Here is a 13007-nt window from a genome sequence, read left to right as displayed (position 1 = left end):
TGGGCGCTTTTCCTGGACGTGAACTTGCAGTAGTCGGCTGCGCCGTCGCTCGATCGGCTGATTTGCCTGTCCAGCCTGTTTGCCGGAATATTTCCACCCTACGCGTCTCGCATTTCGCTGCGGTCATGCGAGCCGACCCACGAACGAGCTTCGCTCGTCTCGGGCCCCTCCGCGGGAGAGTGAGAATCAAACCGGCAGCGCGATCGAGTATTTCACCTGGCTCAGCGCAAAACTCGACTCGATCGAGGCGATGCCGTCGAGCCTCGTCAGTTTGTTTTTCAAGAACGCCTCATACGACGACAGGTCGGCGGCGACGACGCGCAGCAGGTAGTCGCGGTTGCCGGTCATCAGGTAGCACTCCAGCACCTCGTCCCATTTCGAGATCGCCTTGGCGAAGCGATTGAGGTCTTCTTCCTTCTGCCGCGCCAGTTTGATCGAGATGAAGACGCTGACGTGAAGTCCGAGCGATTTCTGGTCGACGGTGGCGATGTAGCGCGTGATCACGCCGCGCTCCTCCATCAGCTTGACCCGGCGGTGGCAGGGCGACACCGACAGGCCGACCTTGTCGGCCAGCTCCGCCATGGTGGTGCGGCTGTCGGATTGCAGCAGGCTGAGAATCTTGCGGTCGATGGTATCAAGCGTGTGCATTGGGATGAACTCTCGGGTTTTGGCCTCTGAGTGGTAATTTATCCCAATAATCGCCGGTATGTCGCGATTATTTGAGATTTCTAGCGCCCTCGGCCCCGCTAAAATCAGGGTCAGACCACCCTGTCCGGAGCACCCTCATGCCCGCCGAATCCGCACGTCTGGAGCTGTTGTCCGCGCTGGCCCGCAAAGTGCTGTGGCTGTCGTCGTGGACCATCCACCACGCCAACCATATCCGGCCCAATGTCGACGGCCTCAAGGTCGGCGGACATCAGGCGTCGTCGGCCTCGCTCGCCAACATCATGTCGGCCTTGTACTTCTCGGTGCTGCGGCCGGAAGACCGCGTCGCGGTGAAGCCGCATGCGAGCCCGGTGTTTCACGCCATCCAGTATCTGTTCGGGCACCAGACCCGCGACAAGCTGGAAAATTTTCGCGGTTTTAAAGGCGCGCAGTCCTATCCGTCGCGCACCAAGGATACCGACGACGTCGATTTCTCCACCGGCTCGGTCGGTCTCGGCGTCGCGCAGACCTTGTTCGCCTCGCTGGTGCAGGATTACGTCAAGGCGCATGGCTGGATGAAGGACCGGCCCGAGGGCCGCATGATCGCGCTGGTCGGCGATGCCGAGATGGACGAGGGCAATATCTTCGAGGCGCTGCTCGAGGGCTGGAAGCACGGCCTGCGCAACACCTGGTGGGTGGTCGACTACAACCGGCAGAGCCTGGATGCGGTGGTGCGCGAGGGTCTGTGGGAGAAATTCGAATCCATGTTCCGCAACTTTGGTTGGGATGTGGTGATCGTGAAATACGGCCGCTTGATGCGCGCGGCGTTCGCCGAACCTGGCGGTGAGGCGCTGAAGGCCTGGATCGACAATTGCCCGAACCAGATGTACGCGGCGCTGTGCTTTCAGGGCGGTGCTGCGTTCCGGAAACATCTGCACGACGATATCGGTGATCAGGGCCAGGTCACGCAATTGATCGACCGCCGCAGCGACGACGAGTTGCTGGCGCTGATGTCGAACCTCGGTGGCCACGACATGGTCAGCATGATCGACGCCTTTGAGTCGATCGACCATGACCGCCCGGTCTGCTTCATCGCTTACACCATCAAAGGCGTCGGCCTGCCGATGCAGGGCCACAAGGACAATCATGCCGGCCTGATGACGGTGACGCAGATGGAAAAATGGCGCAGCAGCCAGAACATCCGCCCTGGTCACGAGTGGGAGAAATTCGAGGGACTGGCGCAGGACCCGGCGGAACTCGAAGCGTTCCTGGCGCAGGCGCCGTTCAACCGCGAAGGTCGCCGTCGCCTGACCGCCCCCTTGATCGAGGTGCCGGAGCGGCTTGCCTTCAAACCGGCGCCGCAGATGTCGACGCAGCAGGGGTTTGGCCTCGTGCTCAACGAACTGGCGCGCGAGAATACCGAACTGGCGTCGCGCATCGTCACGACTTCGCCCGACGTCACGGTGTCGACCAATCTTGGCGGCTGGGTCAACCGCCGCGGGCTGTTTGCCAAGGCGGAGAACCACGATCTGTTTCGGCAGGAGAAGATCCCCTCGACTTTCAACTGGGATTATTCGCCAAAGGGCCAGCACCTCGAACTCGGCATCGCCGAGATGAACCTGTTCATCATGCTCTCGGCACTCGGGCTGTCGCATTCAATCAACGGCGCGCGGCTGCTGCCGATCGGCACGCTGTACGATCCCTTCATCCAGCGCGGCCTCGATGCGATGAACTATGCCTGCTATCAGGATGCGCGTTTCATGGTGGTGGCGACCCCGTCGGGCATCTCGCTGGCGCCGGAAGGCGGCGCGCATCAATCGATCGCGACGCCGCTGATCGGCATCGCGCAGGATGGGCTCGCCTCGTTCGAGCCGGCCTTTGTCGATGAACTCGCCGTGATCATGGCCTGGGGATTCCAGCACATGCAGCGCGACGCCGGCGAGGGCGGATCGGTTTATTTAAGGCTCTCGACCCGCAGCCTCGAGCAGCCGCAGCGGATCATGACGCCCGAATTGCAAAAGGGTATCACCGACGGCGCCTATTGGTTGCGCAAGCCCGGACCCAATGCCGAAGCCGTGATCGCCTATACTGGTGCGGTGGCAGCTGAAGCGATCGAGGCGATCGGCCTGATCGGCGAAAGCCGTCGCGACATCGGCCTGCTGGCGGTGACCTCGGCGGACCGGCTACATGCGGGCTGGACCGCGGCGCGGCAATTGCGCCGCGACCGCCGCGGGGTGGCGCACCTCAGCCATATCGAGAAGTTGCTGGCGCCGCTGCCGCGCGATTGCGGCATCGTCACCGTGATCGACGGCCATCCGGCGGCCTTGGGCTGGCTCGGCAGCGTCTGCGGGCATCGGGTCGAGGCGCTCGGCGTCGAGCACTTTGGGCAGACCGGCACCATCGACGACCTCTATCGCCATTACGGCCTCGACGCCAACGCCATCATCGATGCGGCCGAAAGCCTCACCGCCGGCGCCCCGGTGCGGCACCGCAAAATGGCGGTGTGAGTTTCCGTCGTCCCGGCGCAGGCCGGGATCCATTAACCCCGGTGCTGATGGTCGCGGAAGGCATCCGCCACAGTGCCATAACGATACGACACGGCGTCTGGGTCCCGGCCTGCGCCGGGACGACGACCGAATGGCGAGCGACCGCCTTGCGCCCCTGATACCGGCGGCCTTATATCCAGCGTGCGCTGCAGTGCAGTGGCCCGCATATGGCGGGTTCAATTTGCCGGGTTTTCGTGCAAGGATGCCTGCCGAACGATCTGTTCCCCCCCACCAATCGCCCGAAATCAAGAGGTTTACGATGGTCAATCGCCTGCAATTCTACATCGATGGCGCCTGGGTCGATCCCGCCGTCAAGAAGTCCACACCCGTCGTCAACCCGGCGACCGAAGAGCCGATGTACGAGATTGCGCTCGGCTCCAAGGCCGACGTCGACAAGGCGGTCGCCGCCGCCAAGCGCGCCTTCGAGACCTACTCGCAGACCTCTCGCGAGGAACGCATCGCGCTGCTCACCAAGGTAATCGACATCTATAAGACCCGCATCAAGGATATCGGCGCTTCGGTGTCCGACGAGATGGGCGCGCCGCTGCCGATGGCGGAGAAGCTGCAGGCCGGCGCCGGTCTCGGCCATATCATGGCCACCCTCGACGTTCTCAAGAACTATCACTTTGAAGAGCAGGTCGGCACCGCCACCGTGGTGCGCGAGCCGGTCGGCGTCGTCGGCATGATCACGCCGTGGAACTGGCCGCTGAACCAGATCGCCTGCAAGGTTGCGCCCGCGCTCGCTGCCGGCTGCACCATGATCCTCAAGCCGAGCGAATTCACCCCGACCTCGGCCTTGATCTTCGCGGAAATCCTCCATGAAGCCGGCGTGCCGAAGGGCGTGTTCAACCTCGTCAACGGTCTCGGCCCTGAAGTCGGCGCCGCGATGAGCGAGCACCCGGACATCGACATGATCTCGTTCACCGGCTCGACCCGCGCCGGCATCGATGTGGCCAAGCGCGCCGCACCGACCGTCAAGCGCGTCAGCCAGGAGTTGGGCGGCAAGTCGCCGAACATTATCCTCGAAGGCGCCGACCTCACCAAGGCGGTCACCGGTGGCGTGATGCACATGTTCAATAATTCGGGACAGTCGTGCAACGCACCGTCGCGGATGATCGTGCCGCTGTCGAAGATGAAGGAAGTGGCCGCGATCGCCAAGGGCGTCGCCGACAAGACCAAGGCCGGCGATCCCCGCGCCGAAGGCACCACCATCGGTCCGGTCGTCAACCGCGGCCAGTGGGACAAGATCCAGGGCCTGATCCAGAAGGGCATCCAGGAAGGCGCCACCTTGGTGGCCGGCGGCCCCGGCCTGCCGGAAGGCGTCAACAAGGGCTTCTACGTTCGTCCGACGATCTTTGCCGATGTCACCGAGAACATGACCATCGCGCGCGAGGAAATCTTCGGGCCGGTGCTTGTGGTGATAGGCGCCAAGGACGAAGAGGACGCAGTTAGGATCGCCAACGATACGCCTTACGGTCTGGCCGGTTACGTCTCCGCCGATACGGTCGAGAGCGCGCGCCGGGTCGGTCGCAAGATTCGCGCCGGCAACGTCAATCTGCAGGGCGTGCCCAACGACCGCACCGCGCCGTTCGGTGGCTACAAGCAGTCCGGCAACGGCCGCGAATGGGGCAAATACGGCTTCGAGGAGTTCCTCGAGGTCAAGGCGATCGCCGGCTTCAACGCCGCGTAATCGCAAAGCGTTTGAATCAAAAGCGCCGGAGCGGGATGATTTTCCGCTCCGGCGTTTTGTTTTTGTGAGTTGCAGCCGTCATCCTGAGGAGCCGCGCCCTTGCGCGGCGTCTCGAAGGATGGCCGCACGTGTTGCCATCCTTCGAGACGCGGCCAAGCGGCCGCTCCTCAGGATGACGGCCGAGATATAGCTTCAGCTCTCAGGATGACGGCGTGCTTATCTCGGATGAGGGCGCGCCTATCCCCCCAGCGCGCCCTGCGTGTTCACATACAGCGCGTAGATCGACTGGCTCGCGGCCATGAACAGCCGGTTGCGCTTCAATCCGCCGAAGCAGACATTGGCGCAGCGCTCGGGAAGCGCGATCCGGCCGATCATGACGCCATCGGGCGCATAGACCACGACGCCGTCGAGTTCGGGATCGCCCATGCCCCAGCCGCACCACAGATTGCCGTCGATGTCGCAGCGCATGCCATCCGGCGTGCCCGGACCGGCATCGATGAACACCCGCTTGTTGGCAATGGTCTTGCCGCCGGGCGCGACGTCATAGGCCAGGATCTTGCGCGTGGGCTCGCCCCTTGATTCCACGATGTAGAGGATCTTTTCGTCCGGCGAAAAGCACAGCCCATTAGGGCCTAAAATGCCTTCGGCGACGATGGTCGACTTGCCGGTCTCGCCGTCGACCCGGTAGACATTCATGTCGATTTCGGATTCGGCCTTGTAGCCTTCGTAATTGCCGAGCAGTCCGAAGACCGGATCGGTGAACCAGATCGAGCCGTCGGACTTCACCACCACGTCATTCGGGGCATTCAGCCGTTTGCCGTCGAAGGAGTCCATGATCACGGTGATCGAGCCGTCATATTCGGTGCGGGTGACGCGGCGGCCGCCGTGCTCGCAGGTAATCAAGCGTCCGTGGCGGTCGCGGGTGTTGCCGTTGGCGAAATTCGACGGCTTGCGGTAGATGCTGACCGCGCCGGTCTCCTCTTCCCACTTGATGATGCGGTGATTGGGAATATCGCTGCACAACAAATAGCGACCGTCGCCGACCCATACCGGGCCCTCCGCCCAGCGCAAGCCGGTGGTCAGCCGCTCCACGGCCGATAATTTGAGCCAGTATTTTTCGAACCGCGGATCGAATGCGTGAATGGCCGGATCGGGATAATGACTGGCCGGCTGCCAGCCGGCCGAATGGGACGTTGCGTTGGACATTTGCTGTTCTCGTTGTTGCCAGATTTCCTCGCGGTTCGGTGTGCTATCATTGTCGACCGATGACCGCAAATCTGCTTTTACAGGGTCGCTTGCCGCATCGCCGACGCCGCGCCATACTCGCTTCAAGTCACACGCAAGAGGGATGAAATGCCACGCATATTGATGACCGGCGCTTCCGGGGGAATCGGCACGAGCCTGCGCCAATTGCTGCCGCCGATCTATCCGGACCTGCTGCTGAGTGACCTCAAGGCGCCCGCCGATCTCGGTGCCAACGAAAAATTCAAGGCGGCCGATTTGTCCGACCTCGCGCAGGTCGAGGCGATCTGCGAGGGCGTTGACGGCATCCTGCATTTCGGCGGGTTTTCGGTCGAGGGTCCCTGGGACAACATCCTGCAATCCAACATCATCGGCTGCTACAATCTGTTCGAGGCGGCGCGCAAGCAGGGCGTCAAGCGCATCGTATTCGCGTCCTCGAACCACGCGGTCGGCTTTTATCCACGCCATCACCGGATCGGAACCGACGTGCAGCCGCGGCCGGACAGCCGCTATGGCGTCAGCAAGGTGTTCGGCGAGGCGGTCGGCGCGCTCTACGCCGACAAGCACGGCTTGGGCGTCACCTGCATCCGGATCGGCAATTTCGGCGACAAGCCGCTGGATCACCGGCGGCTGGCGATCTGGCTCAAGCCGGAAGATCTGGTGCAATTGTGCCGTATCGGGCTCGATCATCCCGACATCCATTTCGAGGTGTTTTACGGCGCGTCGTATAACGAGCGCTCCTGGTGGGACAATCACCGCGCCTACGACCTCGGCTATCGTCCGACGGGCAGGGCAGAGGATTTTCGCGAGCATGCGATGGCCGAGCAGGCCAAGATCGGCCCCGATCCGGTCGGCGATTTCTACCAGGGCGGCGCGTTTTGCGGCATGGAGTTCGATGGCGACGCCAGCAAAATCGTGAACTGGAAATAGTAACGATTCGTCATTCCGGGATGCGCGGCACTTGCCGCGCAGGCCCGGAATCCATACTCCCTGCAGGAGTTATGGATTCCAGGCTGGGTCTCTACTCCTTACATTCAAGCTTCTTTTGTTCTTCCGCTCGCCTCGCCAGTTCCTCTGTCAGTTTTTCGCTAGTCTCTTCAAAAACTTTGGGCAATGGGGCTGCGGGTCCGTCATAGGCCTTGGCAAAATCGGAGAGGGAAAAAACAAGGTTGATTTTTTGATGGGCGGAATCCGTGGCCTCGACGGTGATTGTTTGCGATTTCTTCAGGCGGTCGCTCAACCCGCTGTCGACTAGCGTTTTGCCGTAACAAGCAAGCCCGGTGCATTGCGGATTTGGAATCAGGATCGTTTCGCCTTGATCGATCTGGGCACTGATCGCGCCTTCAAGTGTGCCCTTTGTTCCGAAAGTGGTGGACAGGCTCACGCCTTTTTCGTCCGTTACGATTGAAATGACACCACCGGAAGGATTACATGCTCCCCGCGCCCCTGCTGAGACGAAACAGGTTGCAGCGATACATGCCTTGATCCAAGACTCATACGTAAGTTGCGTGGCTCTGGGATCGTTGGCGGCCTTAAGCGCGCTCCCATCAAATGCCAAATACGTCAAAATCAACAAAGACAACACAGGCACGCGTTTCATGGGCTAGTCCCTCGCAATCGCAAGGCTCTACCCTGACGAGTAAATGCGGCGGAAAAGTCCTGGCGAGGCCGGCGATATTGACAATAATTCTATGGGCTCCTTTAGTGCGGACGCACGAAGATGGGAAACGAAAAAATGGCTGACGGACTGCGCAAGGGACTGGCAAGTTATGGCGATGCAGGCTTCTCGCTGTTCTTGCGCAAGGCCTTCATCAAGGCGATGGGTTACAGCGACGACGCGCTGAACCGGCCGATCGTCGGCATCACCAACACCTTCAGCGATTACAACCCGTGCCATGGCAACGTGCCGCAGATCATCGAGGCGGTGAAGCGCGGCGTGATGCTGTCAGGCGCGATGCCGATGGTGTTTCCGACCATCTCCATCGCCGAGAGCTTTTCGCATCCCACCTCGATGTACCTGCGCAATCTGATGGCGATGGATACCGAGGAGATGATTCGCGCCCAGCCGATGGATTCGGTGATCGTGATCGGCGGTTGCGACAAGACCTTGCCGGCGCAGATCATGGCGGCGCTGAGCGCCGATCTGCCGACGGTGGTGATCCCGGTCGGGCCGATGGTGGTCGGGCATCACAAGGGCGAGGTGCTCGGAGCCTGCACCGATTGCCGCCGGCTGTGGGGCAAATACCGCGCCGGTGAAATCGACGAGGTCGAGATCGAAGCGGTCAACGGCCGCCTCGCGCCGTCGGTCGGCACCTGCATGGTGATGGGCACCGCCTCCACCATGGCGTGCATTACCGAAACGCTGGGCCTGTCGCTGCCGATGAGCGCGACCATCCCGGCGCCGCATGCCGAACGTTTTCGCTCGGCTGAGGCCAGCGGCAGGGTTGCGGCGGCGATGGCCAAGGCGAAGGGACCGCGCCCGAGCGAGTTTCTGACCGCGGCCTCGTTTCGCAACGCGCAGGTCGTGCTGCAGGCGATCGGCGGCTCGACCAACGGGCTGATCCATCTGACCGCGATCGCCAACCGCACCAAGCATCGCATCGACCTCGAAGGTTTCGACAAGCTCGGCCGCGAGGTGCCGGTGTTGATCGACCTCAAACCGTCGGGCGAGCATTACATGGAGCACTTCCATCATGCCGGCGGGGTGCCGAAACTGATGGCGCAACTCGGCGACCTGATCGATCTCGACGCCAGGACCATCGAAGGCAAGACGCTGCGCGATGTCGTCGCCGGCGCCGAGGACGTCCCGGGCCAGGATGCGATCCGGCCGCGCACCAACCCGATCAAGCCGGAAGGCGCGATGGCGGTGCTGCATGGCAATCTGGCGCCGCGCGGCGCGGTGATCAAGCATTCGGCGGCCAGCCCCAAGTTGCTGCAGCACACTGGCCGCGCCGTGGTGTTCGAATCCGTCGAGGACATGACCGCGCGGGTCGACGATCCCGAACTCGACGTCAATGCCGATGACGTGCTGGTGCTGCGCAACGCCGGTCCCAAGGGCGCGCCGGGCATGCCGGAAGCCGGCTATCTGCCGATCCCGAGGAAACTCGCGCGTGCCGGTATCAAGGACATGGTGCGGATTTCCGATGCGCGGATGAGCGGCACGGCGTTTGGCACCATCGTGCTGCACATTACGCCGGAATCCGCCGTCGGCGGCCCGCTGGCGCTGGTGCGCAACGGCGACATGATCCGGCTTGATGTCGCCAAACGCAGCATCGATCTCCTGGTCGATGCCGCCGAACTCGACAAGCGCCGCGCGGCGCTGCCGGCTCCGACGACGCCGGATTGGGCCAAGCGCGGCTACGCGCATCTGTTCAACGAGACCATCCTGCAAGCCGACGAAGGTTGCGACTTCGATTTTATGCGCGGCGAAGGGAAGTAAATAGCCCGACCTCTAAGCCGTTGTTTCACACCACCGTCATGCCCGCGAAGGCGGGCATCCAGTATTCCGAGGCGGCAGCGTAAAATATAGGCGTCGCGGTATACTGGATCATCCGCCGGAGCTTGTCATCGGGCGCGCATTCGCGCGACCCGTTGGCGGATGATGACATCGGCGTCACATCTCGCAGATGCGTTGCGTGACCACCTTCTGTTGTTCAATTGACAATCCCGTGACCCCGATGGGATGATCGAACAAAATGATAACAGGGGGAAACGATGCATATTCCGGCAAGGATTATTCGCGGGCTTATTACGACCGCGGCCGTCACATTCGCCTTTGGCGCCAGCGCCCAGGACGTGAAGCATTATCGTTTCGCCTATGATCAGCCGAAGACCACCGGCTATGGCATTGTCGGCGATATTTTCGCCGACAAGCTCAAGGAATTGAGCAAGGGCACCATGTTGATCGACCAGTACCCCGGCGCCCAGCTTGGGCAGGAGCCGCAGGTGCTGCAACTGGTGAAATCGGGCGACGTCGAATTCTCCATTTCGTCGTCGGCCAACGCCGCGACGCTATCGCCGCAGGCTGGCGTGATGTCGATGCACTTCCTGTTCCGCTCCGAAGCCCATCTGGTCAAGGCACTCGCGGATCCCGAAGTATCCAAGGCGGTCAAGGCGATGATCGCGGAAACCGTGCAGGGCACGCATGTCATCGCGTTGTCGACGCTGGGTCTGCGCGATATGTATTCCAAGCGCGAGATCAGGAAGATTGAGGATATGAAGGGCCTCAAGGTGCGGGTGCAGGCGACGCCCACCGAGGACACGATGTTTCCGGCCTATGGCGCCCAGATCGTGCATATGCCGTTCGGCAGCGTCTATACGTCGTTGCAGACCGGGGTGGTGGATGTCGCGGAGAACGGCGTCAATGTTTACCTCGCCAACAAGCATTATGAAGTCGCACCGGTGCTGTCGATGACCGAACACGAGGCCAATAACAGCCTGATCTGGGTCAGCGACAAATTGTGGAACAGCCTGACGCCCGAGCAGCAGGGATGGGTCCAGACCGCGGCCGATGAGGTCAACCAGAAACAGCCGGCAAGGGCGATCGAGCTCGAGCACCAGTCGCAGGCGAAGCTCAAATCGATTGGCGTGAAGGTGGTTACCGATGTCGACAAATCGGGCTTCCTCGCGATCGCCGATCCCTATCTCGACAAGCTCGCCAAGGACCTCGGCCCGCACGCCGAGAAGATCAAGAACCTGATCCGGGCGATTAACTGAGGCGGGGCGCGACCATCTCCACGCGTCGTCCCGGCGAAGGAGGCCGTGAAGCTACCTCGGCCGTCATCCTGAGGGGCGGCGTCTTCGCCGCGTCTCGAAGGATGGCCGCGAGTCCCTGCGTTGCGGCCATCCTTCGAGGCTCGCAAGGGCTCGCACCTCAGGATGACGTCGGTGATTGTTTCACAGCCTACTGCGCCGGGACGACGAGCGAGAGTGCCTTATGATGACCATCGCCGATAAACTGGTGCTGCAGCGGCAGCATCACCTGAAATGGCGGTGGCTCGACAGGCTCGAGCTGGCGCTGATGATGCTCTGCGGCGCGCTGTGCTTCGGCTTCTCGCTGTCGGTGATGTCTGACATCGTGACGCGCACCATCGGCCATCCCTGGCTGTGGCTGCAGGAGGTGACGTCGACGCTGTTCATCTATGCGATCTTCATTGGCGCTGCGGTGGCGACCCGGCGCAACGACCATCTTTATCTCACCGCGATTTCCGAAGCGTTGCACGGCACGCCACGGCTGATCGTCGAGATCCTGATCCGGCTGGTGGTTCTCGGCGTCTCGTTTTGCCTGATCTGGTTTGGCTATATCAATTATCTCAGGGGCTTTGGCAGTTTCCGGCTGCCATCGGGCACGCCGATCGCCTCGCTCTATGCGGTGATCCCGCTGTCCGGCATTCTGATCGCCTTGTTTACGATCGAGCAATTGGTGAACGGCATCCGCAACGGATTTGACCACCCCGAGCCGCCGGATGACGATCCCCTGATTCCACCGGCCGATGCGGGCATCGCCAAGGGAACGCAGCCGTGAGCGCACCGCTGGTCCTTGGGCTGATGTCGTTCTGTTTCCTGTTCTTCGGCTATCTCGGCGTGCCGGTGCCGTTTTCGCTGATGGCGGGCGTGTTCGTCGGCGCGATGCTGACCGACGTGTCGCTCGCCGCGATCATCCAGAAGATCTTTGACGGCGTCGATTCCGAGGCATTGCTGGCGATTCCGTTCTTTCTTCTGGTCGGCGAGCTCATGAGCTCGGCGAATGTCGTGGTTCGCATCGCCAATCTGTCGCTGTCGCTGGTCGGGCACATCAGGGGCGGGCTGTCGCAGGTCGTCGTGGTCTTCAGCATGTTCTTCTCGGAAATGTCGGGATCGACCACCGCCGATGTCGCGGTGATGAGCCGTGCGCTGGGCGGGCCGATGAAACGCGAGGGCTATAGTCCGGCCTTTATCGCGGCCATCATCGCCTCGGCGTCGACCATCGCGGCGCTGGTGCCGCCGAGCATCACCGCCGTCGTCTACGGCGCTACCGGCAATGTCTCGATCGCCGGTCTGTTCATGGCGGGGGTGGTGCCAGGCTTCATGATCGGCTTCGGCCTGATGATCTATTGCTATTTCTTTGGTCCCTCCGGCCTGAGCAAGCCGCGGGCGCCGATGCGACAAATAGCGTTCGCAGCCGGAGATGCGGCGCTTCCGATGATGATCCCCGTCATCCTGCTCGGGGGAATCCTCACCGGCTGGTTCACGCCGACCGAAGCCGGCGTCGTCGCGGTGGTGTACATCATCGCGGTGGTGATCCCCGCGCTTAATCGCGGGCATTTTCGCAAGATCCCGTACGATTTTTGCTTGGCCGGGCTGATCTTCTCGCTGCCGCTGATCACCATCGGCGCCGCCAACGCCTTCGGCTGGATGCTGGCCTATCTGCGCGGCGCCATCGTGATCGCGGATTTCATCACCTCGATCGCCGGCAACGATCCGCACCTGATCATGCTGCTGATGGTGCTGCTGTTCACGATCGTGGGCGATTTCATCGAGCCGGTGCCGACCATCATCATCTTCATGCCGTTGGTGAACGCCTTGACCCAGGCCGGCGACATCAATGGCGTGCATATGGGCGTGGTGCTGATCGCGACCCTGGCGTTCGGACTGATCACGCCGCCTTACGGGCTGGTGCTGCTGATGGCCTCGAAATTCGTCGGCGTCAGTTTCGGCAAGGCGCTGCGCGCCGCGCTGCCGATCTATGTCGTGTTTCTGTTCACGATCTGCTTTACGATCTATTTTCCGAGCGTGGTGCTGTGGCTGCCCAAGCACGTGATTCCCGAATCGGTCGGCTGCTTCAAATCGCCAGCGGGAACGGGGTATATCTGTCCGCCGTAGATCCCATCACCGCCGTCATCCTG

Annotated in this window: 11 protein-coding genes; 7 read left to right on the top strand and 4 right to left on the bottom strand. The window is 62.0% G+C overall.

The window, feature by feature from the left end:
* Positions 1-186: 186 nt before the first annotated feature.
* Positions 187-648, bottom strand: a complete 462-nt coding sequence (locus GSQ88_RS08205; protein WP_159006953.1) for an Lrp/AsnC family transcriptional regulator — start codon at positions 646-648, stop codon at positions 187-189.
* A gap of 137 nt (positions 649-785) precedes the next feature.
* Here GSQ88_RS08205 and GSQ88_RS08200 point away from each other — a divergent pair, with 137 nt between their 5' ends.
* Both GSQ88_RS08200 and GSQ88_RS08195 read left to right on the top strand, forming a co-directional pair.
* Complete coding sequence (locus GSQ88_RS08200; RefSeq protein ID WP_159006951.1) at positions 786-3152, top strand: thiamine pyrophosphate-binding protein; 2367 nt, start codon at positions 786-788, stop codon at positions 3150-3152.
* Between the two features lie 298 nt (positions 3153-3450).
* Complete coding sequence (locus GSQ88_RS08195) at positions 3451-4881, top strand: aldehyde dehydrogenase family protein (protein WP_159006949.1); 1431 nt, start codon at positions 3451-3453, stop codon at positions 4879-4881.
* A gap of 237 nt (positions 4882-5118) precedes the next feature.
* On the opposite strand, the gene GSQ88_RS08190 is transcribed toward GSQ88_RS08195, so the two are convergent.
* A complete protein-coding gene (locus tag GSQ88_RS08190; RefSeq protein WP_159006947.1) occupies positions 5119-6087 on the bottom strand; it encodes an SMP-30/gluconolactonase/LRE family protein in 969 nt (322 codons plus the stop codon).
* A gap of 147 nt (positions 6088-6234) precedes the next feature.
* On the opposite strand from GSQ88_RS08190, the gene GSQ88_RS08185 reads away from it, so the two are divergent.
* Positions 6235-7053, top strand: a complete 819-nt coding sequence (locus GSQ88_RS08185; protein ID WP_159006946.1) for an NAD-dependent epimerase/dehydratase family protein — start codon at positions 6235-6237, stop codon at positions 7051-7053.
* A gap of 91 nt (positions 7054-7144) precedes the next feature.
* Here the strand turns inward: GSQ88_RS08185 and GSQ88_RS08180 are convergent, their stop codons facing one another.
* Positions 7145-7723 (bottom strand): invasion associated locus B family protein, encoded by a 579-nt coding sequence (locus tag GSQ88_RS08180; protein ID WP_159006944.1) that lies wholly within the window; start codon positions 7721-7723, stop codon positions 7145-7147.
* 135 nt (positions 7724-7858) lie between these two features.
* Between GSQ88_RS08180 and GSQ88_RS08175 the strand changes: the two genes are divergently transcribed.
* Positions 7859-9562, top strand: coding sequence for an IlvD/Edd family dehydratase (locus tag GSQ88_RS08175; protein WP_159006942.1), 1704 nt, complete (start codon positions 7859-7861; stop codon positions 9560-9562).
* 25 nt (positions 9563-9587) lie between these two features.
* Here the strand turns inward: GSQ88_RS08175 and GSQ88_RS08170 are convergent, their stop codons facing one another.
* On the bottom strand, positions 9588-9731 hold the full coding sequence (locus tag GSQ88_RS08170) for a hypothetical protein (protein ID WP_159006940.1): 144 nt from the start codon (positions 9729-9731) through the stop codon (positions 9588-9590).
* A 106-nt stretch (positions 9732-9837) separates the two neighbouring features.
* Here GSQ88_RS08170 and GSQ88_RS08165 point away from each other — a divergent pair, with 106 nt between their 5' ends.
* From GSQ88_RS08165 to GSQ88_RS08155, 3 genes are all read left to right on the top strand, one after another.
* A complete protein-coding gene (locus GSQ88_RS08165) occupies positions 9838-10839 on the top strand; it encodes a TRAP transporter substrate-binding protein (protein ID WP_159006938.1) in 1002 nt (333 codons plus the stop codon).
* 223 nt (positions 10840-11062) lie between these two features.
* Positions 11063-11647: a TRAP transporter small permease gene (locus tag GSQ88_RS08160; protein ID WP_159007334.1), complete on the top strand. Its 585-nt coding sequence runs from the start codon at positions 11063-11065 to the stop codon at positions 11645-11647.
* A complete protein-coding gene (locus GSQ88_RS08155; RefSeq protein WP_159006936.1) occupies positions 11644-12984 on the top strand; it encodes a TRAP transporter large permease in 1341 nt (446 codons plus the stop codon). Before GSQ88_RS08160 ends, GSQ88_RS08155 begins: the two co-directional genes overlap by 4 nt.
* Positions 12985-13007 lie beyond the last annotated feature (23 nt).

Source organism: Bradyrhizobium sp. S69 (genome assembly GCF_009766005.1).
In the GTDB taxonomy this organism is placed as follows: domain Bacteria; phylum Pseudomonadota; class Alphaproteobacteria; order Rhizobiales; family Xanthobacteraceae; genus Bradyrhizobium.
The sequence above is the reverse complement of the archived record's forward strand: the minus strand, read 5'-3'. Positions and strand labels throughout refer to the sequence as shown.